Genomic DNA, 24,064 nt, shown 5'->3' on the forward strand with positions numbered 1-24,064 from the left:
TTACCGATTAAATACACGAGCGATGCGCCCCTGTCCCTGAACCAACACCGGTGTTTCATTAGCTGAAATAAAACAGGACTCGCCTGGTTTAAGTCTGATGTGCCGATCGTCTTTTTGCAGTAATGCCTCGCCGTCAATGCAGAAAACAATGGCGGCGCTATTTTGGCCGAGCGCTTGCGCCTCACCGTTCAGATGGTGCAGGGAAAAGGCAAAGTCGTCTACGGGAATCGGAAAGCTTAACTCATTTCCCTGTTGAATGGGGGCGGTCAATAAATTTGCCGCCGGTTTGGCGACAAATTGCACGTTATCCAGCAGTTCCGGGATATCGATATACTTCGGCGTTAACCCCGCCCGCAGCACGTTATCCGAATTCGCCATCACTTCCAGCGCCACGCCGTTCAAATAGGCGTGCGGCGTTTGCGCATACAGGAACATGGCTTCGCCCGGTTGCAGCGTAATGACGTTGAGCAACAGCGGAGAAAATAACCCGCTGTCGTCCGGATAAAACCGGGTAATATCGCGAATGGTTGCCCAGGGTTCGCCCTGCTGGTTGTTCAGCGCCGCTTTTAATACGCCCAATGCCTGACTTTTTTGCTGGCCTTCCATGCTTAGCAGGTTGGCGAACAGCATGGAGAGATTTTTACCGTCCGGTTGCTGTAAAAAGGCGGCAATCGACGGATGCGCGCTGGCGACCGGCTGCAATAAGGCGACAATTTCAGATAATTCTCGAAAGCCATTCATGGCCTGGAACGGGGTCAGGGCGAACACCAATTCCGGCTTGTGATTGGCGTCCTTGTAGTTTCTTTCCGCCGCATCCAGCGCGATACCGGCGGCATTTTCCTTCGCAAATCCTTGTTCCGCTGAGGATTTACTCGGGTGAACCTGGATGGAAAGAGGCTGGTCGGCGCATAAAACCTTAAATAAAAACGGTAATTCCCCAAAACGCCGCGCCACGTCGGCGCCGAGATGCCCGGTCAGGTCTTCGGCAATCACTTCACGCAGGCTGCGATCGTTGCCTTGTTCGTCAATGACATGGGAACTGCTCTTGGGATGGGCGCCCATCCATAATTCCGCCATTGGTAAATTATTAGGGTTATCAATACCATACAGCTCACTTAAAGCGTGTTTGCTTCCCCAGGCGTAGTGCTGGACACGGTTGAGCATTTTTTGCATGTTGGTTTCCTGACGTTAAGTAACCTTTTGATTAACATAATTTAAATAGTTAACAAATCGGCAACAGGTAAATAAATGGTTTTCGCTCACATCATGTTAATGTTTTATGTGCCACTATTCCAGACGGGGCCGGTAGGGGTAATCTCTTATCCCAGACGTTTAAGGAACACTTTTCCGGGACGATTTCGGCAGAATTGACCATTAAATCAGCGTTTGTGTCAGCTCATGCCGTAATGATTCGCATTGTCATTATTCTTTTTATTTTCATTTGAACGGCGATGCCGATCTCTTCATTATTCTGTCATGCTAAGGAGAAATGGTTATGACAACCACGCGTATTGAAAAAGACTCAATGGGGCCGATTGAAGTTCCTGCCGAACATTTATGGGGCGCGCAGACACAGCGTTCACTGGAGCATTTCCGTATTTCCGAAGAGAAAATGCCGCGCGCGCTGATCTTTGCGCTGGCGCAGACAAAGCGTGCGGCGGCCAGCGTCAATATGGATTTGAAATTGCTGCCCGACGAGCGCGGAAACGCCATTGTCCAGGCGGCCGACGAGGTGCTGGCGGGCAAGCATGCGGGTGAGTTCCCGCTGGCCATCTGGCAAACCGGATCCGGCACCCAAAGCAACATGAATATGAATGAGGTGCTGGCGAACCGCGCCAGCGAGTTATTGGGCGGAGAACGGGGCAGCGACCGCCTGGTTCATCCCAACGACGACGTGAATAAAAGCCAAAGCTCGAACGATGTTTTCCCCACGGCGATGCATGTGGCGGCCGTACTGGCGCTTAACGAGCACCTTATTCCCGAGTTGACCGTATTGCAGCGCACGCTGGCGGCGAAGGCCGAACGGTTCAAAGATATCGTAAAAATCGGGCGCACCCATTTGCAGGACGCGACGCCGTTAACGCTGGGTCAGGAAATTTCCGGCTGGGCGGCCATGTTGCAACACAACCTGACGCACATTGAAAACAGCGTACCGCATTTGTGCGAACTGGCGCTGGGCGGTACGGCGGTCGGCACCGGATTAAATACGCACCCTGAATATGCCGTCCGGGTCGCCGCCGAACTGGCGAAGCTGACCGGGCAGCCGTTTGTCACCGCGCCGAACAAGTTTGAATCATTAGGCACCTGCGATGCGCTGGTGCATGGACACGGCGCGTTGAAAGGGCTGGCGGCCTCATTGATGAAGATCGCCAATGACGTGCGTTGGCTGGCTTCCGGGCCGCGCTGCGGCATCGGCGAACTGAGTATTCCTGAAAATGAACCCGGCAGTTCGATTATGCCCGGCAAAGTGAATCCGACGCAGTGCGAAGCCCTGACGATGCTGTGTTGTCAGGTGCTGGGGAATGACGTCGCGGTGAATATAGGCGGGGCATCGGGGAACTTTGAACTGAATGTTTATCGCCCGATGGTGATCCATAATTTCCTGCAATCGGTGCGTCTGCTGGCCGACGGCATGAAAAGCTTTAATGAACATTGCGCGGTTGGCATTGAACCGAACCGCGAGCGTATCGATCAGCTGTTAAATGAATCACTGATGCTGGTGACGGCGCTTAATCCCCACATCGGTTACGATAAAGCCGCCGAAATCGCGAAAAAGGCGCATAAAGAAGGACTGACCTTAAAAGCATCGGCGCTGAAGCTCGGGTATCTTACCGATGCGCAGTTTGATGAGTGGGTACGACCGCAGGATATGGTCGGCAGTCTGAAAAACTGATTAATCCCGCCTATCGCCGGCTGGCGATAGGCGGTCTCAGTGACGATCCCGGCGGTCGTTTACACGGCGTCGGTATACAGATGCAGCCGGGGGATCAGCAATCTCAGCGGTGTCGCCTGCGGTTTATGCTTATGTTTTATGTTGCCGGCATCGTAGTTATTCAATTCGCCGATAACCGGAACGGCGCCTGCGGATTCTTGTCGGCACAAGACCAGCAGGGGGGAAGGACAGGGATGTTGCACCTGCTTTTGTTGTTCCGGATACCATACTCTGGCGATCGGCTGGACTTTCACCGGTCGTTTTATCTTCAATACCGCCTGTTCGGGCAATCGCAATACTTGCTCTATCTCCTGTTCAACGAATTCCGCCCACTGTTGCTTGCTGTACGGCGCCGCGCTCTTGCCGGCTTTCCGGCTTTTCTCCAGTTTATTCAGCAGCTCGGCGCGGGTCATATTCTTGATGATGTGTTTATTGGCCCAGCCGAAACGTACGGACGCCGGGTTGACGACCAGCATTATCGAGCGGTAGGCGCTGAGCGTGATCAGTCCCGGCAGGTGATTGTGAACAAATTCAAAGCGCTGTTCGGGGGCAAGGCCGGATTCAACGGTGATAATGTGCTCCAGTTCTTTTTTCAGCGCATTGATTTCGGCGATAAGCCGTTGCGCCTGCTGATACTGATGCAGGTCGACGGAAAAGCACAGGGCGCCGGGGAGCCGAATCGCGGCTTTGCTGCTAATGGTTTCCGGATAGTGGTGGATAAACAGCCGCTGGAAATGCGCCAACCCTGATTCGCAGGCCGCCTGGCCGACATGCTGCTGAACCATGATGTGTTCTATCGCGTCGTGCTCGGCGCCTTTTTCAATATCAGGTAATGAAAAAACGCGCCCGGCCAGTAAGCGAAAGGAGGAAAACAAAGGCGGCATCTGCGCCAATTTTTCCTCCAGCGAAGCGAAGCAGCGGTTCATGCGGTCAATCAGCGAGTAGCGATCCATAGTTTTACCGTTCCCCATTGTCGATGCCTTTAGTTACAACATACTAATGGTTATATAACTAATCCCCGGCATCAGCAACCGTGTTTTGGTCGCTGAACAGGGATTTATGGCGAATCGGCGAGGTTAGGGCAGTTGTTTCAGACGGAAGCTGACCAGTAGCGCGATGATCAGTAAGGCGGCCAAAAATAGGGTGATGCCCGCCCAGCCATACGAGTACCAGAACATGCCGCCGACCGTGCCGGCCAGACTGGAGCCAAAATAGTAGGAAAAGAGATACATGGAGGACGCCTGGCCTTTAGCCCGACGAGCCCGCTGTCCAATCCAACCGCTGGCGACCGCGTGCGAGGCGAAGAAGCCGGCGGCAAACAACATCATGCCCAGTAAAACGCACAGCATGGGACTTAGTGCGGTAATAAGAAGACCCAGCAGCATGATACTGATGGAGATCATCAATACCGGACCGCGGCCATAGCGAGCGGTTAATGCGCCTGCTTTCGGCGAGCTATAGCTGCCGGTCAGATAAACCACTGACAGCAGGCCGACGATCGCCTGATTGAGCAGATAGGGTGAAGCCAATAACCGGTAGCCGATGTAGTTGAAGAGGGTGACGAACGACCCCATCAGCAAAAAGCCTTCTAAAAACAATAGCGGCAGTCCGGCATCGTGCCAGTGCAGTTTCGCATTCAGCAATAACGCCTTGGGGCGCAAAGAACCGGCCCGGAAATGGCGCGATTCCGGCAGAATCTTCCAGAAGACCAGCGCCGAAATTAACGCCAGAACGCCGATGGCGCCGACGGAGACCCGCCAGGGAAAATAGTCGCTCAATACGCCGCTGACCAGTCGCCCGCTCATGCCGCCAATCGAGTTGCCGCTGATATACAGCCCCATGGAAAAGGCCAGCACGCTAGGGTGGATCTCTTCGCTCAAGTAACTCATGGCGACGGCCGCCACGCCGCTGAGCGATAGACCAATCATGGCGCGCATGATCAGCACGCCGTGCCAACTGGTCATAAAGGCGCAAATTAACGTACAAATGGATGCCAGCAGCAGCGACACGACCATCACGTTTTTACGTCCGACGGTATCGGACAGCGGGCCGGTAAACAGCAGGCCGAAGGCCATGGTCGCCGTCGCCACCGAAAGCGACAGGCTGCTGGCGGCCGGAGAAATGGAAAACGCGTCAGAAAGCACCGGCAGCAGCGGCTGCACGCAGTAAAGCAAAGCAAAGGTGGCCAGTCCGGCCGAAAACAGGGCCAGGGTGACGCGCATAAACTGCGGCGTGCCGCGTTTGATATAAGGTGTTTTTCCGTTAGCGGTAGGTTTTGGCGACTGGGGTTCTACATCATCAAGGATCGAGACAGACATATTGCCTGATGCTGTTGTCGAGGGGGTACTCAAAATAATTCCAGGTTAAGAAGGGAAAAGATGGCGCGATCATAGAAGAGCAATATTCTTTTGTATAATATATTAATCATCATAATTAATACTTATAAAATATGAATATTGAATTACGTCATCTTCGCTATTTTATTGCCGTCGCCGAAGAGCTGCATTTTGGCCGCGCGGCGGAAAAACTGCTTATTTCTCAACCGCCTCTCAGCCAACAAATACAAATTTTGGAGGAGCAGGTCGGCGCAAAGTTATTAGAGCGCAATAACCGGAATGTCCGCCTGACGCCGGCGGGCGAAATGTTTTTAAAAGAAGCCTGGTCAATCATTGCGCAGGTTAATCAGGCGGCGGAGCGGGCCGCGCGCATTCAGCGCGGGGAAATCGGCGAACTGACCATCGGTTTTACTTCATCCGCGCCTTTTATTAAAAAGGTTTCTCGCAGTTTACTTCGTTTTCGCCAGTCTTTTCCGCAAGTGCATATCCAGATGATTGAGCTGAATACCAAACAGCAAATCGAGCCATTGCTGAACGGTAAACTCGATATTGGGGTGATGCGCAATAATCCGTTGCCGGATGCGCTTGACCATCAGCTCTTGCTGCACGAAGCGCTGGTTGCGGTGGTACATGAGGAGCACCCGCTGGCCAGGCAGGCCAAAGGGCCGATCAGCATTCGTCAGTTGGAGAATGAACCTTTTGTGTTTTTCTCGCGCGAGGTCGGTACGGCTTTGTATGATGAAACCCTGACGTTGCTGAAAAAATACGGCATCACGCCCTACATTACTCAGGAAGTCGGCGAGGCGATGACGATAGTCGGTCTGGTGTCATCCGGGCTGGGCGTATCCATTCTTCCCGCTTCGTTTATGCGCATCAAAGTCGATGGCGTGAAATATTTACAATTAGCGGAAAGCGATGCGATTACGGAAGTCTGGCTGGTTACGGCAAAACACCGGGCGTTAAAAACGGCGGCGGAGACGCTGATCTCGCTGATGCTTAATCGATAATATTTTCAATATGTGCGTTAAATCACATAACGAATCAAATATTTGACGGCTTTGGCGAAAAGCCCCAACATAACCGCAGTTTTTTTATTTTGCAGCGTGAAAAATAGATTATACATACCTGATAGATTTCGAGTTGTCGCTCCAGGCTGTAACTTGAAGGATAGCGGGTATAACCGGTCCCCATCAGCAGTGTCAGCGATGAAAAGTAGGAGCCAGTTTTGTGATTGCCGACGGTCAGCCAGGACATATCGATCAGATTAAACAAACGAATGCCGGTGCGGTGTACAGACTGATCGATAATTATGGCCCGATATCACGTATTGAACTGTCTAAACGCGCCCAGCTGGCGCCAGCCAGCATCACCAAAATAGTGCGCGAACTGCTGGAGGCGCATCTGGTGCAGGAAACGGAATTCCAGGATATCGGCAGTCGGGGACGTCCGGCCATCGGGCTGGTTCTGGATACTCAGGCTTGGCATTACCTTTCCGCGCGCATCAGTCACAATACGATTACGCTGGCGCTGCGCGATCTGAGCAGTCAGCTGGTTGTCGAAGACAGCCTGCCGCTTCCCGCAGAACACCCGCAGCCGCTGTTGCAACGTATTTTGCAGGAGATCGATCGGTTTTTTATTCGCTACCAAAATCGTCTGGAACGCCTTACCGCCATTGCGATTACCGCGCCCGGCATGATCGACGCCGCCACCGGCATTATTCATCGCATGCCGTTTTATGACGTCGAGGAGATGGCGATCGGGCCGGCGCTGGAACAGCGCACCGGTTTACCCGTTTTCGTCCAACATGATATCTGCGCCTGGACGATGGCGGAGGCGCTCTATGGCGCTTCTCGCGGTTGCCAGAATGTCATTCAGATTGTGATTGACCATAATGTCGGCGCGGGCGTCATTACCGGCGGACGGATTTTGCATGCGGGCAGCCGTAACCTGGTCGAAATAGGGCATACGCAGGTCGACCCTTATGGCAAGCGCTGCTATTGCGGTAATCATGGTTGCCTTGAAACGGTCGCCAGTACGGAAAGCATGTTAGATCTGGCGCAGCAGCGGCTGAGCGTGTCGATGAGTTCGGCGCTGCATGGGACGCCATTGACGGTCGACAGCCTTTGCGAAGCGGCATTGAAAGGCGATCAGTTGGCTAAAGATATTATTAATGATGTGGGTAATAACGTCGGCCGAATCGTCGCCATTATGGTTAATTTATTTAATCCCGATAAAATTCTGGTCGGTTCGCCGCTAAATAAAGCCGCGGATATTTTATACCCGGCTATTATGGGATGCATTCATCAGCAATCTTTCCCGCCATACAGCCACAACATTAAGGTAGAAGCGACGCAGTTTTATAATCAAGGCACCATGCCCGGCGCGGCGCTGGTTAAAGACGCCTTGTATAACGGCTCGCTACTGGTGAAATTGTTGCAGGGTTAATTTTTCAATCTCTTTTGATATTGGCATTTTCCCGTCCGCCGGCGCAGAGCAACAAAACATTGAGCTAACGCAAGCTGCCTGAAGGGCGTATCGCCTAGACTTTCGCTATTGGATAGCATTTTTTGTAGTGCTTGTTATTTTTCAGGTTCCCTCCGGAGTTTTCTCATGTTGAAACGCGTTTTTGTCACAGGAACTGATACGGCGGTTGGTAAAACTGTGGTATCCAAAGCGTTATTGCAAAAGTTGGCAATGACGGGAAAATCAGTGGCGGGCTATAAACCAATAGCAAAAGGGTGTGTGGAAACGGAAGAGGGATTACATCATAAAGATGCGCAGCTTTTACAGGCGGCGTCGTCTATCGAACTTCCTTACGAGATGATCAATCCCATCGCATTGCGCGAGGTTGAAATCAGCGCCAGCGAACAGGCGATTAATTACAGCGCCATGACTCAGGGATTGCAGCATTTAAGCGAGCTTGCCGACGTCGTGGTCGTAGAAGGCAGCGGCGGTTGGCGCACGCTGCTCAACGATCTGCGCCCTTATTCTGAATGGGTGGTTCAGGAACAACTGCCGGTCGTTTTAGTGGTGGGGATTAAATTGGGTTGCATCAGTCATGCGTTATTAACGGCGCAAGCCATTATTAATGATGGTTTGCCGCTGGCCGGCTGGGTGGCGAATAGAATTAATCCAGGGTTAGCGAATTACGCGGATATCATTACCGTATTGCGTAAAAAAATTCCCGCGCCACAATTAGGGGAATTGCCTTATTTACCGCGTGCCGAACAGCGTGACTTATCTTCTTATATCGATCTTTCAGGATTAACTTATTAGTTCCGCGCATTGTCCGCCGAATGATTTCAAGGTGTAGTCAGCATCGCTGCACCTTATATTTCCGATATTGCGCCCATCACTCTCCTTTTTAAATTTCCCTGTCCTATTTTTTCTGACCTTAAGCAGAGGGTCGCCGACGGGCAACAACTGGTATACTCAACAACAGAGTTTATCCGCCAGGCAAAAAAGTTTAATGAAAACAGTCGATAATTCTGATCACTCTCCTGTAAAGCATCGCCACTGGGTTTTAATCGCCTGTATGTTGGCCATGTTTACGGCGGCAATTGAAGTTACCATTGTCGCCACCGCGCTACCGACGATTATCGCGGATTTAGGCGGTTTCTCACTCCTGGGATGGGTTTTTGCCGGTTATTTGCTGACGCAGGCCATCAGTATTCCTATTTATGGTCGGCTGGCCGACTTATTCGGCCGCAAGCGCATTTTCTTTATCGGCATGGTTATTTTTCTGCTGGGCTCGGTGCTGTGCGGCTTTTCCAACCATATGGGATGGTTAATACTGTTTCGCACCATACAGGGCTTGGGCGCCGGCGCCATCACGCCCATCGCCTTTACCATCGTCGCCGATGTGTATAGCAAGAGGGAGCGCCCTAAAATACAAGGGTATCTATCCAGCGTATGGGGGATCTCGGCGATCGTCGGCCCGCTGATGGGGGCATTTATCGTTGAGCATTTCACCTGGGCCCTGGTGTTTTGGGTTAACGTGCCTATTGGATTTTTGTCGATGTTTTTATTAGCCCGTTACTTGCCGACGATTAGCCAGGTACGGCAGCATCAGTTGGACTGGATTGGCGCATTCTACCTTGCCATTACCGTCGCCAGCCTGTTGATGGCGTTATTGCAGGCTGAAATCCTGGGAGTATGGGTCATCCCGTTACTGGCGGTCGCCGCGGTCGGCGGCATTTTATTATTCAGACAGGAAACCAGAACGCCGGAACCGCTTTTCCCGTTGGCCTTGTGGCGTAACCGGGTGATTGTCGCCGGAAATCTGGGCGGGCTGTTGATTGGCGCAACCATGATGGGCGTCAGCGCTTTTCTGCCGACCTTTATTCAAAGCGTGATGGGCCGTTCGCCGCTGGAGGCGGGGAGTATTCTGGCGCTGATGTCGATTGGCTGGCCTTTGGCCAGTACGCTGGGTGGCAGATTAATGCTCTGGACATCCTATCGGTTTACCGCCGTCTGCGGGGGATTGCTGCTGATAGCCGGCAGTCTGATGCTGTTAACGCTCGCGCCGGATAAATCGCTGAACTGGGCTCGCGTCGCCGCATTTACTATCGGCGCCGGTATGGGGCTGAGCAACACCACCTTTTTGGTCTCGATACAAAACGCGGTGGACTATTCCATCCGCGGCATCGCAACCGCGTCAACCATGTTTACCCGCATGCTCGGGTCGGCGCTGGGAACGGCCATTCTCGGGGCGACGCTGAATATCAACCTGCATTTTCGTTTGCCGGAGATGGCCGATCCACTGCAAACGCTGATGGATGTCCATAGCCGCGGCATGATGAGCGCGACGCAGTTGGAATCTATCGCCTGGCAGGTTTCATTCTCAATACATTGGGTTTTTATTGTTTCCGCGCTGATCGCGGTCGTGACGCTGTTTGCCGCCTGGATGATCCCCGCCAATCACCGCGTTTAATCAGCGTGCGTGCTTGAGACGGGAACGGATTTTCGTTTCAGAGAGAAGAAAAACGCGCTCTGAAACGAAAACAGAAAAAACACGAAGGGGTTATTCGGTGGTCGCCGGCTGACTCTCATCCGGGGAAGTGGCGCTGTCTGCGCTTGTTTCGCCATCAGCGTGGCGGATATAAATGATTTTTTGCGAGTCGTTTTCACAATGACCCACCACCTGACCGCCAGCCTGATTGACCTGATCGTTAGGCACGATATCAAGCGTAAAACCCGATTCAGGCACGCCGTTGTTGATGATTTTCTGTGCGATATCCGCTTTTACGCTCTCGCAAGACGCTTGCGCGGCCAGCGGCGCTATGACCAACATCGCCGCGCCAAATACCATTGCTTTTTTCATTTTATCACCCTTTTAGCTGTATAAATTTCTGCCCATTGTTATACCGTGCGGGCAGATGAAAGTTACATTAAAAGCGTAGACTAAAAATCAGGGCGTAACCGGGCGACCTGTCCGACGATCAAGACAACGTGAGGTATTGGCTTCCCAATAGGCATTGACGTTATAGCTGGCGTTACACTTCTCTTCACCATCTATCGACTTTTCAGCCTTATCGAACTCTTTCTCGACGCGTGAGTTGACTTTATTGCGCAAGGTACGGGTTGAATTCCACTGTTCGCTGCTCTGCCGAGCGGCTTCCTTGGATAAGGTATTATCTGACTCAATAACGATATGACGGGTATCGGCTTGAGCGGGTTGCCAGGCGGCGGAAACCATTATCAGGGATAGTGGGATCAAGGCCCGAATCAAAGCGGTAAAGGAATATGGGTTCATGTTTCACCTTGAAAAATAGGATATACCCGACATCATTCTGGTTACGGATGCGCACCTGGAGAGCCATTGGGTATCAGTGCAAAAACCTTATTACTATGGCAAATTCTGCCGGTAAAGACAAAAGGAACCCTTCGCGGCAATCCCATGGCCGCATGAGAAAGGTTCGGGAAGAACAGCCTGTGCGATGGAGTGTATCACTCTTCTCATCAACGGCTCTATAACCGCTGATGCAAGCGGTGAGAAGGAAGGGGCGGCGCGAAAAACGGCCTCGCGCCATACCGGTTTCAATTTTCGCGATAAACATTCAGCCCGGCAAAAGACTGGCTGACCGGCATCATTTCCAACGAGTTGATGTTGACGTGACCTGGCAACGTCGCTACCCAGAATACGGATTCGGCGACATCCTCAGCCGTAAGCGGATGGGTATTGTCGTAGGTCTTATTCACCTTGTCTTCGTTGCCTTTAAAGCGTATGGCGGAAAATTCCGTTCCGCCGACCAGACCCGGTTCGATATTGGTGACCCGAACCTGAGTGCCGAACAAATCGGCCCGCAGACCAAGACTGAATTGCCGGACAAACGCTTTCGTCGCGCCATAGACATTGCCGCCGGCGTAAGGCCAGTTTCCGGCGGTGGAGCCGATGTTGATGATATGTCCGGTATTACGTTTGACCATCTCCGGCAACAGCGCGCGGGTCGTAAAAACCAGCCCTTTGTTATTGGTGTCGATCATCACATCCCAGTCGTTCACATTGGCTTTGTCCGCTGATTCCAGCCCTAAGGCCAAACCGGCATTATTCACCAGAACATCGATATCACGCCATTCGGCGGGAAGCGAGGTGAGGGCCTGATCGATAGACTTCTGTTCGCGCACGTCCAGTCGTAAGGTATGCAGCGATTCGCCCAATTCTTCTTTCAGCGCGTCCAGACGTTCCTGACGACGGCCGGTTGCGATAACTTTATGGCCCTCTTTGATGAATCTGCGCGTGATGGCTTCACCAAATCCAGCCGTTGCCCCGGTAACAAAAATAATCATGCTGTAGTTTCCTTTGCGTGCGTTTCAATCGTCAACTAAGTGAGTGAGGCGACAAATCAGCGTTGCCAAATGGAAGGCGGCTGCTTGTGCTTAATGTGAGTATAGATAAAGCCAGTATAGTTAAAGTCACGACCCCTATGGAAGGCAAAGAAGAAGGATAGCAATCCTGCTTGAATGCTAACCGCATATTCATTGACCTTCGATGAACCGCCGCCGCGAAGCGGCTGTTCTTTCATTATGAGAGATAGAGACGAGGACGTTTACGCATCTTTATTATCTGCTTCCACGGCATCGTAAAGCCGCTCAAGGATGTCAGGGAAAGCGGACTGGACACGGTTCCAGCTTGGAACAAAGGGTTTATCCCCAGGGCTCTCGGTATAAACCTGACCAGAAAGCGTAATCACATCAGAGAATAATTCGACGGCGGATTCTTCCGTATGCCGATCAAAATGCAACCCATTCATCCGGGCGTCGTGTTCGAAAGCATCAATCATATCCAGCGCGGTTCGGTAGTAGGTCGCCCGCAGGACGCGGAATGAATCCGTCGTAATATTGACGCCTAAAATCGCCAGCTTGCGGTACAGCGCTTTGGTGATATCGCTCGCCATACGTTGCAGCCCCGCGCTGGGATCATTTTCCGACATCGGCTGATGCTTATGGTCATAGTTGTCGGCAATATCCACCTGACAGATACGGCTGGTTGCCGTACCCCGGTGAATTTCCGACAGAACGCCGATTTCCAGGCCCCAGTCGCTGGGAATACGCAGATTGTTCAAAATATGGGTCCGCATGGCGAACTCGCCGGACAACGGGTAACGATAACTGCGCATGTACTCCAGATAGTCTGAGTTGCCGTAAACCTTTTGCAAAGATTTCAGCAATGGGAAGACCAGCAGGCGACCGACGCGTCCGTTGAGTTTGCCGTCGGCGACGCGCGCGTAATAGCCTTTGCAGAAGTCATAATGGAAATGCGGATTCGCCACCGGGTAGAGCAGGCGGGCCAGCATGCCGCGATTGTAAGTGACAATGTCACAATCATGCAGCGCAACGCAGGTGGTACGACGCGACGCCAGCGTATAACCGACGCAAAACCATACGTTGCGGCCTTTGCCTGGCTCCGTCGGCGCCAGCGATTTATCCGCCAGTTCATCGCTTAATGCTTTCAGGCGGGGGCCATCATTCCATAGGATGCGGTGACGCTGCGGCAGGCGCGAGAAAAACTGGCGCGCAAATTGAAACTGTTCTTTATCGGCGCGATCCAAACCGATGACGATCTCGCCGAGATAAGACACTTTGGACAACAGGTCGATAATATTATCCAGCGCCGGTCCTTCCAGCTCGGAAAAAAGGGACGGAAGGATAAGTCCCATGCTGTTTTGTCCGGAAAAGACCTGTAGCTCGTATTCAAGTTCTTCCACGCTGCGTTGGGTCAGATTGTGAAAGTTGGTAATTATTCCATCCTGATAAAACTCACTCATGATGCTCTCCCATACAATGTATGCCTGTCTCCGCCGCCTTCCCGCGACTTGAATTTAGGCTATATGTGCCTGATATCGTCGATGAAATTAATCACCAATAAAGTATGCAAGACCTTCACTCCAGCCTGTCGGCCCGGTGGCCCGCGTGCGATATAACCGGCCTGTAAAGTTTTCTGGCAAGGTAACAATTTGATTTACTTTACCTTTAATGATTACTGCATTATCTACTGCACATAACAAGGAAACATCATTCGGCCCGTCGCCCAGACCCATCGTCAGCACGGGATTATCATTTTTATCCGTGTACTGTTTTTTTATCCAGTTAACGGCATTTCCCTTACCGACCTTTTCGCCCATGACATGATAAAAGCGTCCGCCCTGGGTCAGGGATAACCCTGTCTGCGCCAATATCCGGCGAAAATGGGCCAGAGAATCGGTATCGCCCAGCCATTGAATGGGCTCAGAGGCTTCACGTCGGCGGGCCAGTTCGGCATCCTGCACCGATAAGCCCGTCAACCTGGCGACCTCTGCGGCATTCATATCGGCAAAGCCTCTGAAGCTGAAATCGTACTCGTCGCGTAATTGATTGAGCCGGGCGCAAATGAAAGCGTAGTCGGCGCCAAAAATCTTGCGTGGATAATTCGGATGCCAATGCCAGTCTGGCGGTAGTGCAATCAGCGCGCCATTTTCAGCAATGTAAGGTAGATGGCTGAGTCCAAGATCGCATTGTAATTGTTCGACCTCCGCCGTTGTTTTACTGGTGGTGATGATGACGGGGATCTTGTGCTGCGCCAATCGTTCCAGCCACGGACGCGCAGGTTCCCAACTGTAGGTATCGTGATCCAGCAGCGAACCGTCGAGGTCGCTGAAAATCATCAGATTGGAACTCAATTCTGACATTCGCGCTCCATAAGTTATTGGGGTAAACAGATAATAACGATGAGTGTACCGCGCTGCGTTGAGTCGTTATCTCAGACTGATTCTCGCTATCAGTCTGATAATAAGATGAAAATTGGCTTAACCCTTACCTTTAACTGTATGCATAAATTATCTTTTAGGCAAATTTATGAGAAACGTAACGGCAGGGCGCCTTGAATACTGAAGCGCGACCAGCAAAAAGATGGCCTTGTAGTTTTGTGAGAATGGCTACTCATGAACTGAAAACATGGCCGCAATCTGTTTGGCTGAAACGGGTTTTGAGAAAAAGTAACCCTGCGCTTCGTCACAGCCAAACGTTTTGAGCATCAACGCCGTTTCCTCATCTTCAACCCCTTCGGCAAGAACCAGGTAATCCAACTCCTTAAGCATCACGATGATATTACGTACGATAATTCGGCTACCGGTATCTGTCGTGATAAGGCTGATAAGGGAACGGTCAAGTTTAACGATATCAAGGGGGATACGGCGCAGGTAATTGATGTTGCTATATCCGGCGCCGAAATCGTCCAGCAATATCTTAACGCCTCTCAGTTTGAGAACGTCGAGTTCATTCAGCGCGATATCGCTTTCCAGTACTTTTTCGGTTTCCAGACATTCGATACGCAAATCCGCTGTGGTAAGGCCGGATGCGAGGATTTGTTCCTCCAGTCGGTCGGCAAAGCCGGCTTTGGATAAATCGCGAACGGTCACATTAACTGAAATGGGAATACCGATGCCGGCTTTTCTCCATTCTTTGAGTTGTGAAAGCGCGGTGGTAATCACCCAATGGGTAATCGCAGATATCAGACTGGTTTTTTCCGCCAGGGCGACGACCGTTGTGGGCGGAATATTGCCTTTGGACGGATGTTGCCAACGTAACAATGCCTCCACGCCTTCGATATGACCGTCTGACAGCGACACTTTAGGCTGGTAAACCAGATAAAGCTGACCTTCAGTTTTTATTGCTTCGCTCAGGTCGTACAAAAGCCTGAATTCATCATTTCTTCTTTTATCTAACTCTATATCAAATTTTTGTACAGGAATGTCCCGTTTTATCGCTTCATGCAGTGCGCTGATCGCCTGACGAAAAATCTCCGCGGGTGAGGCGGCGGTAGGTTTAAACGACACATAGCCGGCATGCGTATTAAGCGTAATGTCGATATCGGTGGTGATTTTGCTCTGCGTTGGCGGCAACGCGCCCGCTTTTTGGATGAGATTTTCCGCATTACGCGATTTTAACAGCACCGCATACCGACCCGGCGCAAAGGTATATAACACCGTTTCTTTTTTCAGGTTAAGTCGAAGGCGTAATAATGAACTGAAGTCCTTGAGCATTTTCTCAACGGCGAAAAGCCCTAAATATCTAGAAAGTTCATAGGCTTGAGGCATGTCGATGCAGTCGAAAATTATCAGGCTATAAGAGTCATTGACGTTTTTTTCCGCTAGTTTTTCAATATCGCGCAGGAGTTGGCGTCTATTGGGCAAATTGGTCAAGGCGTCAATAAACCCAATAGAGTTTCTGGCCTCAAGGTAAACACCGGCCAGGTTGGCGATGTGCAGAAAGTTGTCAATGCGGTCTTGAGAGGGCATAAAGGGATGTTTATCGATAACGCAGAGCGAACCAAGCACAAATCCATCCCGAGTCTTCAATGGCGCCGCGGCATAAAATCCGATGGCGCCTTCTTTAACCAGCCGGTGATTGCTAAACTGCGTATCAGCGCGCGTGTCTGGACATATCACCGGGCTATCGGTATCGACGGCATGTTGATACATCGTTTCGGTTATCGGCATGCTTTCAAGCGGGAAGGGCGCATTAATCGCGAATTTTACGTGTTGATACTGACCGTCAAAAACGGTGACGAAAGCGCCTGATACGCTCATGACTTTGCGGGCCAGCTCTGCGAAATCACCCAATGCCTGATCTTTTGTTTTGTCTTCTATTCTAAGCTGCTCAAGAGTAGCCAGTTTTTTTTCTTCGTTTTTGTTAAGACCAGTGAACATATTGGTTTTTACCCGCGTAGATATCTTTCCCAAATTGCCCGGCAAAGAGGATGAGTCCGCTATACGATTCTATGCATTATAGCATTATAGCATCATGGCGATGGCTTGAATGGAGGGTGAAAATGACCGGGCAGGCGGAAATGTAAAGATTTTGTTTTCGTCGGCTCTGCAAACATTTTATGAACCGATGCTATGCAGCCTGTATATTCCTCACCTTATCCAAAACAACCTTTTTTTGTAATATTCACGAGTTAAGTCTTTGTGTTTTTTTATCATGTAAATGATAGGCAGGAGGTACATGATTCCCGCAGTCGCGCTCAGATAGATACGAAGTTGCACAGCCAGCAAAAATGCGCCTATAGCAATAAGACTAAAAACAACCCATGAAAAGAATTCAGTTTTCCCAGTGTTTTGAAAAACTTGCGCGCCACAGCCACATTCAGAAGCATTATCTTTTACAAGACTGCTTTTGCAAAAGGGACAAACACCTGTTTTCTTCATCAGTTTTTTTACTTTCATACTAAGCCTAATGTATTAATCAAAAACAACAAAAATACCAATAAAAATGGCACCATTACTATTGCCCAATAAAATTGGCATATCCTGTAAACATAAAAGGGAGTATGGCTTTTGCCGGTTTTTTGATGGTACTTGTGCAAAACAGCGACAACTAAAGGGGCAATGCAAATAATCGATAAATAAAAAGCGCCGATATAAATTGGAGTATCAAAGTCCATAGCTATGAATCAATCCCTGTAGGCATTGCATGCCAGATAATGAGGTCGGACGTGAAAGTAAATTAATGGTACTGAGCGTGATGAAATGCGTCAATCAAATTTTGTACTGGAGGTGATGATATCCGCATGATATTAGAAAAAATCAGGCAGGGTGAATCTTCCCGGAAAGAGTACTACGATGTCACATACTCACAGGGCATGCGAGCCTGTAGGTTTGGATGTACATCAATTTCAGCAATGTGCAGCCATATGTCTTCGAAATTGCCAGCTATAAATCCCACAGGGATTGACTCCGGCGTAAAGGCTGCAAGCAGTAAACCGTCGCGGCTGAAATCATAAAATTCCTTTAGGCTATTTGCGACCGCTTGGCCTGTAACAGCACCTGCTTCACGAAGTGTTTCAAAAGCAGCTAATTCAATGGCGCGGAGTGACGAGTAATGGTCAGGTTGCGCGGCGCTAATAGTGATGTCCAAAAGTTAATTTCCATCTGTTTTAACAAGTTTTATGATGATATGACTTGTTCTCGATTGAATAAAATCAATTTGTCAGCAATGTCCGTTGTTGGCACAGAGCTACCTGTCAGATTAGGTTTGGCTTTGTGCCATAGCTGTGTCAGGTCAAATCTGAGCTAATACACCTAAGGGGATGTCAAAAATCACTCCAACAATGATTTACAGGGTACAGGGAGTAGCGGTGAAATATGACGCCGCCGATCGGCTGCCATAGTTAATTTAACATAATATACATTATGCGAACCCAGGTAATCCTGGGCGGGAACTGGTATTCCGGTGCTGTCATTGGTCGTGTCGATGCGCTGAATCAAACACGACTTCCTCAGTGCCGTCATCGCGATGCCGGATAATTTGGTAATCCAAATCCGGGTTCTGGCTCTCAGCCTCATAAGCGGCCCGCAACACGGGATATTTTAATAACTCTTCTTCAGTTCGCGATGTGTCGTGAACGTCTTCATAAACTCGCCTCGCAGGAATGCTGCCGCGCCGAATTCCGGACAGCAACAAAAACATGTTTTGTCACTGACCGGCGTTATCGTTTGAAGTAAATGGTTAGTCGGTTTTTATCTGGTCTTTAAAAACTTCGTGGTCACCACCAATACGCAAACGGCTTGTTGCTGACCGGAAATGCGATCCCGTCAGGATCACGGCCATGACGGACTTCGGTCAATCGTCGTTTCACTTCACGACGTTCTGGTCGGGTCATCATCAGATTGCGATACCAGGACGGCGATTTATCAAACCATCTTGCGCAACTGGCAAAACGACGGCCAACGCGACGATAAGACTTCATGCGACCATTGGGAAGACGGTCGCGCGCCCTGCTCTTTACAGACATAAATAATCCTCTAAGTAAATGAATTACCTAGAAGATGTCGTATTGTTCATAGCCCGTATTTTTTAATGACATAAATGACGATCCTCTATCAGAAACCAGCCCTTAATATTGTGCGCTTTTTCTGAACGCGTCGTGGCTTGTTTTTATCCTATTGCTATGTATTGCTCCGGTCAAATTTCAGTAGCAGCATTAGTTACTGACTTGAGCACTTTACGATGCCGTAATGCAATGGCCTAAGCTGTCGTTTTATGCAAAGACTTCTCTTGTGGATGCGGATCATTTTTCAAAAAGAACATGGCAAAAAACATAAAGGCTAAAACAACAGCGCCTAAGATATAAAATGAGAACTGATAACCATATCTGTCATAGATAACGCCAATAAACGACGACAAGCTTATCACTCCAACGGAACCTGCTATTTGAAATCCTATCAGGAACACACTCGCAGAAAGACGACGGTCGAAGTTCATAGCGATATATTTAAACGCTGAAACAAGGATTATAGATATCTCAAACGCGTGAAATAACTTCATGCATGAAATAAGGACGATCGACGTAAAATACCCGGAAAGTATGATCCGCAGTGCGGAAAAAAACGCAGCCAGTACCAGTGAGTATTTTGCTCCTAATCGATTGACCAGAAATGGCGCTGCGCACATCATGCCTGCTTCCAGAAAAACCTGAAGAGATCCAAGGTAACCGTAAAGCCTGTAACCGGTATTGATATCTTCGAACTGATGAGTATAAAAAACCGGAAATAATTGTTGATCATACACATTGTATAGACTGTAAGTGCCAAAAATATAGATAACGAAAATCCAGAAACGACGCTGTCTAAATATAGAAAATTGTTCTTTTAATGTTAGTTTTTCCACCTCTTTTTCATATTTCAAAGATGTATCCGCTTTATAAACCAAATTGATACAAATCAATGCAAAGCCCGCTGCTGATATACACCAGAAATTGATGTGTGGATCGATCGCAATAAATCTTCCTGCGATAAATGCCACAATAGCGGCAGATAGGCTTCCTCCCATACGCGCCATGCCGAACTCGAATTTGTAAATACGGCTTAGGCGATCAACATAGGAATCGATTAATCCCATGCCAGAAAAGAAAGCGATGCTCAGATATATCGCACCCAATAACGTGCCAAGATAAAAATGGCTCTTCAACAAGGGTTCATAGACATATATAAAAAAGGGGCCGCAGCCCAATATCACAACGCTTTGCACCCAAAGTAATAGTTTTTTAACGCCAAGACGGTCCTGCCCTAACCCATAGATGATCATGAAAAACAAGGCGACAAATGCATTTAAAGCATAAACGAATCCGGTCTGTGATGCGGTTAAGTTTATTTTTGAGCTAAGCCAGATAGCATAAAAAGTTGTTGCAAAACTTAGGGCGGCATAAAAAAATATAGAATAACCTACCGCCTCTATATATCGAGGGTTTTTAAGAATAGACATAATATATCCGCCTGGGATTGATAATTATTTACCCGCCCCTTCAATAACATGAAGGGGGAGAAAGAAAATCCGATTCAATAAACCATATAAAATCTCAATTGGTCAATAGCTTAATATTGGAAACTTTAATATTTCCATCAAATGCAAAGAAACTCCAATTAGTCCCTTTGAGGTTATAAATTTTCGTCGTTAACGCCACGCTTCTATCGATATATAAAGTGCATGATTCATCATCTATCATTAAGCAAAGATGGATACACTTCTTTTCTGTTAAAAGATAAGGCCGCTCTAGTTCGATCAAAAAAGGTTTATCCCCATCAACATACCATTGATTTACCCCTTTTTCACGACGAGGCCACATATCAAAAACCACCCTGTTGTAGAATGGCTCAATGCGGAAATAATATCCATTAGCGTATTCGTCATCCTGCCTGATGCCTAAACCAAAATGTCTGATGCCAGAACTGAATGCGATGTCCGCCTCAATGATACATTTCTCAGGCATATGCTTTAAAGGGAGAAAATCTTTTTGATACTCTCCATTTAGAATAAATTGCGCTTCCGGTAAAAATTCAGCAAGGTCACTTATGACGGCATTTTCATTACAAAAACTATTATAGATAGCAGAAGGAATATTTACGCTTAAACGGCCATCAGGAAGTTGCGTTAATTGATGCATGACTAACTGCCCTCCCCACTCCCACTGGCCGTAATCATTATTGCCACGACGTGACGGAACCCAGGCGAAAGCCCATCGTTGGCCGTTGATTTCTGCGGTTTTAGCCGCATAAAATCCACGACCATCAAAAGAATCCTCGACCGGCGCAGTCCAGGGGCCATCTGGCGATTTTGCCATGCGATAATGGGTGACAAATCGTTCACTGAATGTGGAATATATCAGATACCACCAATCCCCCATTTTGAACAAGTCTGGGCACTCATGGGTTAAATAGGCTTTAGGATCATAATAAGGAGGACAAATTTCCCAATGCCAAAGATCGGTTGATTTACATAAACCGATGCACCCGCCGTTTTTCTGACTCGAACCCTGCTGGCGCGCGGCGAGAAGCATATAGTAGCATTGTTCTTTTTCATCATAATAAACAAAGGGATCGCGCCAATCATATATTTCGTAAATGTCGCCATCAGCGCCAAAAGCGGTTTCGTAGTGCTTTTCCCAATGAATAAGGTCATCACTTGTGGCATGCATTACATACTGAAGAGGTTTGCCCTCATGACAATATTTCGGGTTATCGCAGTTCACCGCGGTATAAAACATATGAAATTGGTTATCATGCCCTTTTAATACGCAGCCGGTATAACAGCTTAGATCAATATCGTCTATTCCCCCTGTCGGTAATACAATGCCATGATCTTTAATATCGGTTCCATCAGTCGTCACTAATAAATTCCATGTGGTTCCAAAACCATAATCATCTTCATGTTTTCCTTTTCTTTCGTCATGAAGATAATAAAGCCAGAATTTATTGTCATGGCTAAACGGAATAAGATCGCCTACCCAACCACCTTTAGGTTTGTAAAAAGTATTATTCATTTTCCAGCTCTCAAATTAGGGATTCCATAATCATGTTAACGTTAACCTTTGAAAGGCTCATATGGCTAAATTTGAGAAAGTAAATGTTAATCACAATGTTAACGTTATCATTAAGTGTTATGTGATATTTATCTCAAAACGTATCGTGCGGAGGGCAATGGGGCGCTGGCTTCTAATAAGCTATCTGGTGATTAATAACTTCGTATAACTACCAGACTGAAAGAGAATGTATTCATGCAGGCGTTGCCGAGTCGAAAGAATTCGCCAACGCCCATTATTGCTACGACTTTAATATGTTGTCTGGAACAATTGCGTCGGGATTATTCACCCCAGACCTCGTTGGCGACTTCCACGATCAGGCGGATCTTGGCCCATTGTTCCTCTTCCGTCAGAGTATTGCCTTCTTCGTTCGATGCAAAGCCGCATTGAGGACTCAGACAAAGGTGCTTAAGCGGAACGAATTTCGATGCCTCGCTGATGCGCGCCTTGAGTTGCTCTTTGTCTTCCAGTAGCGGCGATTTTGAGGTTACCAGGCCCAAGACGACGGTTTTGCCCTCGCCCACTTTTTCTAACGGCTGGAAGCCGCCGGCGCGATCGGTGTCGTACTCCAGATAAAACGCGTCGACATTTTCCTTGTTGAGCACGTAAGGCGCGACCGGCTCGTAGCCGCCGGAAGTCCACCAGTCCGACGAGTAATTGCCGCGGCAAATGTGGGTGTTGATCACCATATCCTCCGGCTTGTCGGCGAGAACCTGGTTGTTGATATCCAGATAAAGCTGGGCGACGGTATCAAAATCGATATCCAGCCCTTTCATTTCATTGAATTTCTTCGGGTCGACCAGGAATCCCCATGTGCAGTCGTCAAACTGTAAATGACGGCAGCCGGCGGCGTAAAAGGCACGAACCACATCGCGGTAGGCCTGGATGATGTCTTTCTGCAAATCGGCCAGGTCCGGGTATTGTTGCAGCGTTTCCTGTAAGTTGTCCGGACGGAAGAACTCCCAGTAACACTGCGATGGAGAGGGAATGGTCTGGCGAGCGATAACATCATCACAGGCAACGGACTTCAGAAATTTGAAGTGCTCGATAAAGGGATGGCTGGTAAAGCGAATCTTGCCGACAATCCGCGATGTATCGAATTTGGTGGTGACTTCATTGAATTTCACGCGGTAGTCCGACGACTTGCGCTCGATGCCGTCGAATCCCCAGAAAAAATCCGAGTGCCACATGCTGCGGCGAAATTCGCCGTCGGTAACGGCTTTCAGGCCGACAGCTTTCTGCTTGGCGACCAGATCGATGATCGCCTCGTCTTCCACCTGGCGAAGCTGATCCTCAGAAATTTTACCGGCCTGAAAGTCGGCGCGTGCCTGTTTGAGCGCCGCGGGACGAAGAAAACTGCCGACGACATCGGCTCGAAAAGCGATATTTTGCATAGCTGAATAGTATTCCGAATATTATTTTATCAATTGAACCAAACCCGCAAAGGGCATAACGCAGCCATTGCCGGCGAGAGAATCATGGCGCCTGACAGTCCGCACCCGAGCGTCAGACAAAACCACTGGGTCAGTTTGCCTTAATTTACGGCGGCTTAGAAGTCTTGCATGATTTTCCTGAGCCTGACGCGGTTTTCCTTTACAATGAAATCTCCAGCCATCAATCAGGTCGATTCCTATGCCAAGACTGACTCAGAAAGACATGACGGAACAAGAACAACGTCAACTTAAAACCTTGCTCGACCAGGAAAGAAAAAAACATGGCCGTCCGCTGACCAATTCGGAAAGCAATCATATTAAAGATGATTACATTGATAATCTGATGAAAGAACGGGAAGCCGCCGCTAAACGGGTTCGCGCCGAGAAGAAGAAAAACAAATTCAAGCCGGATATTTCCGCTACATACAGTTGGTCGGCCAACACCAGTTGCCGGGGACGCCGCTAGCCTATAGCGGAAAGAGGCTTTAGCAAATCGGTGGCACTCAGGCGGCAACCAAGGTTACCGCCTGAGTAAACCACGAATCAGATGGTTTTTAATCCGGTCAGTTCGTCGCTCGTCATCGACGGCGCAAACTCGATGATGTCATAGCTGGCAACCGCATTGAACGGATCTTCGGCTAGCACCGACTCAAGCGCCGAACGTTCCATCGTTTTAGCGAAAATCACGCCGCCCGTACGCGGCACTTTTCTGCCGGAGGCGACAAACACGCCTTGCGCATAATATTTCTTCAACCAGGCAATATGGTTTTCCAGGTGTGCTTCCACCGTTTCAATCGGCTGATTATAAGTAAGACTGATTATGAACATCGTTTATCCTTTTCTATAAAAATCCTATTCATACTAACGCGTTACGGCGGCAGTCGGAACCCGCCAAGTTCTCTTTTCGCTTATGCGACGAGTCTGGTTATCAATAGCGATAGCCGCGCGGCACGGCTGGGGAATCATTGATCTGGCGATGAAAAAAACGCTGATTCATCATCTATGCCTTAAATATTTATCAGTTTTG

General features: G+C 49.2%; 23 protein-coding genes. 6 read left to right on the forward strand and 17 right to left on the reverse strand.

The window, feature by feature from the left end:
* On the reverse strand, window positions 1-1,173 hold the full coding sequence (gene manA, locus ABRZ28_RS06465; protein ID WP_319602471.1) for a mannose-6-phosphate isomerase: 1,173 nt from the start codon (window positions 1,171-1,173) through the stop codon (window positions 1-3).
* A 322-nt stretch (window positions 1,174-1,495) separates the two neighbouring features.
* Between manA and fumC the strand changes: the two genes are divergently transcribed.
* Window positions 1,496-2,893, forward strand: a complete 1,398-nt coding sequence (gene fumC / locus ABRZ28_RS06470; protein WP_330519763.1) for a class II fumarate hydratase — start codon at window positions 1,496-1,498, stop codon at window positions 2,891-2,893.
* Between the two features lie 59 nt (window positions 2,894-2,952).
* On the opposite strand, the gene tus is transcribed toward fumC, so the two are convergent.
* Both tus and ABRZ28_RS06480 read right to left on the reverse strand, forming a co-directional pair.
* Window positions 2,953-3,885 carry a DNA replication terminus site-binding protein gene (tus, locus tag ABRZ28_RS06475; RefSeq protein WP_319602919.1) on the reverse strand — a complete coding sequence of 311 codons (933 nt, stop codon included), beginning with the start codon at window positions 3,883-3,885 and terminating at the stop codon, window positions 2,953-2,955.
* A 123-nt stretch (window positions 3,886-4,008) separates the two neighbouring features.
* Window positions 4,009-5,250: an MFS transporter gene (locus tag ABRZ28_RS06480; RefSeq protein ID WP_319602469.1), complete on the reverse strand. Its 1,242-nt coding sequence runs from the start codon at window positions 5,248-5,250 to the stop codon at window positions 4,009-4,011.
* A 131-nt stretch (window positions 5,251-5,381) separates the two neighbouring features.
* Here ABRZ28_RS06480 and ABRZ28_RS06485 point away from each other — a divergent pair, with 131 nt between their 5' ends.
* The 4 genes from ABRZ28_RS06485 (at window position 5,382) to ABRZ28_RS06500 (ending at window position 10,201) form a co-directional block, all read left to right on the forward strand.
* A complete protein-coding gene (locus ABRZ28_RS06485) occupies window positions 5,382-6,275 on the forward strand; it encodes a LysR family transcriptional regulator (RefSeq protein WP_319602468.1) in 894 nt (297 codons plus the stop codon).
* Between the two features lie 220 nt (window positions 6,276-6,495).
* A complete protein-coding gene (gene mlc, locus ABRZ28_RS06490; RefSeq protein WP_319602467.1) occupies window positions 6,496-7,713 on the forward strand; it encodes a sugar metabolism global transcriptional regulator Mlc in 1,218 nt (405 codons plus the stop codon).
* A 165-nt stretch (window positions 7,714-7,878) separates the two neighbouring features.
* A complete protein-coding gene (bioD, locus tag ABRZ28_RS06495; protein ID WP_319602466.1) occupies window positions 7,879-8,544 on the forward strand; it encodes a dethiobiotin synthase in 666 nt (221 codons plus the stop codon).
* Between the two features lie 193 nt (window positions 8,545-8,737).
* Window positions 8,738-10,201, forward strand: coding sequence for an MDR family MFS transporter (locus ABRZ28_RS06500; protein ID WP_319602465.1), 1,464 nt, complete (start codon window positions 8,738-8,740; stop codon window positions 10,199-10,201).
* Window positions 10,202-10,291: 90 nt separating this feature from the next.
* Here the strand turns inward: ABRZ28_RS06500 and ABRZ28_RS06505 are convergent, their stop codons facing one another.
* The 13 genes from ABRZ28_RS06505 to ABRZ28_RS06565 form a co-directional block, all read right to left on the reverse strand.
* On the reverse strand, window positions 10,292-10,591 hold the full coding sequence (locus ABRZ28_RS06505) for a DUF1161 domain-containing protein (protein ID WP_319602464.1): 300 nt from the start codon (window positions 10,589-10,591) through the stop codon (window positions 10,292-10,294).
* Window positions 10,592-10,678: 87 nt separating this feature from the next.
* Window positions 10,679-11,023: a DUF1283 family protein gene (locus ABRZ28_RS06510; RefSeq protein WP_319602463.1), complete on the reverse strand. Its 345-nt coding sequence runs from the start codon at window positions 11,021-11,023 to the stop codon at window positions 10,679-10,681.
* A gap of 284 nt (window positions 11,024-11,307) precedes the next feature.
* On the reverse strand, window positions 11,308-12,057 hold the full coding sequence (ydfG, locus tag ABRZ28_RS06515; protein ID WP_319602462.1) for a bifunctional NADP-dependent 3-hydroxy acid dehydrogenase/3-hydroxypropionate dehydrogenase YdfG: 750 nt from the start codon (window positions 12,055-12,057) through the stop codon (window positions 11,308-11,310).
* Between the two features lie 260 nt (window positions 12,058-12,317).
* A complete protein-coding gene (locus tag ABRZ28_RS06520) occupies window positions 12,318-13,535 on the reverse strand; it encodes a glycosyltransferase family protein (protein ID WP_319602461.1) in 1,218 nt (405 codons plus the stop codon).
* 87 nt (window positions 13,536-13,622) lie between these two features.
* Window positions 13,623-14,435 carry a mannosyl-3-phosphoglycerate phosphatase-related protein gene (locus tag ABRZ28_RS06525; RefSeq protein ID WP_319602460.1) on the reverse strand — a complete coding sequence of 271 codons (813 nt, stop codon included), beginning with the start codon at window positions 14,433-14,435 and terminating at the stop codon, window positions 13,623-13,625.
* A 246-nt stretch (window positions 14,436-14,681) separates the two neighbouring features.
* The gene (locus tag ABRZ28_RS06530; protein ID WP_330519764.1) at window positions 14,682-16,454 is read right to left on the reverse strand and encodes a sensor domain-containing diguanylate cyclase; all 1,773 of its coding nucleotides are present in this window, start codon (window positions 16,452-16,454) and stop codon (window positions 14,682-14,684) included.
* Window positions 16,455-16,664: 210 nt separating this feature from the next.
* Window positions 16,665-16,973 carry a hypothetical protein gene (locus ABRZ28_RS06535; RefSeq protein ID WP_319602458.1) on the reverse strand — a complete coding sequence of 103 codons (309 nt, stop codon included), beginning with the start codon at window positions 16,971-16,973 and terminating at the stop codon, window positions 16,665-16,667.
* Between the two features lie 391 nt (window positions 16,974-17,364).
* Entirely contained in the window at window positions 17,365-17,664 is a 300-nt protein-coding gene (locus tag ABRZ28_RS06540) for a GNAT family N-acetyltransferase (protein WP_330519765.1), read from the reverse strand.
* Window positions 17,665-17,985: 321 nt separating this feature from the next.
* Window positions 17,986-18,216, reverse strand: a complete 231-nt coding sequence (locus ABRZ28_RS06545; RefSeq protein WP_442878678.1) for a hypothetical protein — start codon at window positions 18,214-18,216, stop codon at window positions 17,986-17,988.
* 76 nt (window positions 18,217-18,292) lie between these two features.
* Window positions 18,293-18,541: a hypothetical protein gene (locus tag ABRZ28_RS06550; protein ID WP_319602456.1), complete on the reverse strand. Its 249-nt coding sequence runs from the start codon at window positions 18,539-18,541 to the stop codon at window positions 18,293-18,295.
* 233 nt (window positions 18,542-18,774) lie between these two features.
* Window positions 18,775-20,010 carry an oligosaccharide MFS transporter gene (locus ABRZ28_RS06555; RefSeq protein WP_330519766.1) on the reverse strand — a complete coding sequence of 412 codons (1,236 nt, stop codon included), beginning with the start codon at window positions 20,008-20,010 and terminating at the stop codon, window positions 18,775-18,777.
* A gap of 94 nt (window positions 20,011-20,104) precedes the next feature.
* Complete coding sequence (locus ABRZ28_RS06560; protein WP_330519767.1) at window positions 20,105-21,565, reverse strand: glycoside hydrolase family 32 protein; 1,461 nt, start codon at window positions 21,563-21,565, stop codon at window positions 20,105-20,107.
* Window positions 21,566-21,885: 320 nt separating this feature from the next.
* On the reverse strand, window positions 21,886-22,998 hold the full coding sequence (locus tag ABRZ28_RS06565) for a 5-methyltetrahydropteroyltriglutamate--homocysteine S-methyltransferase (RefSeq protein WP_330519768.1): 1,113 nt from the start codon (window positions 22,996-22,998) through the stop codon (window positions 21,886-21,888).
* A 238-nt stretch (window positions 22,999-23,236) separates the two neighbouring features.
* Between ABRZ28_RS06565 and ABRZ28_RS06570 the strand changes: the two genes are divergently transcribed.
* Window positions 23,237-23,503 (forward strand): YjbD family protein, encoded by a 267-nt coding sequence (locus ABRZ28_RS06570; protein WP_319602454.1) that lies wholly within the window; start codon window positions 23,237-23,239, stop codon window positions 23,501-23,503.
* A gap of 77 nt (window positions 23,504-23,580) precedes the next feature.
* Here the strand turns inward: ABRZ28_RS06570 and ABRZ28_RS06575 are convergent, their stop codons facing one another.
* Entirely contained in the window at window positions 23,581-23,865 is a 285-nt protein-coding gene (locus ABRZ28_RS06575) for a YciI family protein (RefSeq protein WP_319602453.1), read from the reverse strand.
* Between the last annotated feature and the right edge of the window lie 199 nt (window positions 23,866-24,064).

Origin of the sequence: Brenneria sp. g21c3 (assembly GCF_040240345.1) — a bacterium.
In the GTDB taxonomy this organism is placed as follows: Bacteria; Pseudomonadota; Gammaproteobacteria; order Enterobacterales; family Enterobacteriaceae; genus Brenneria.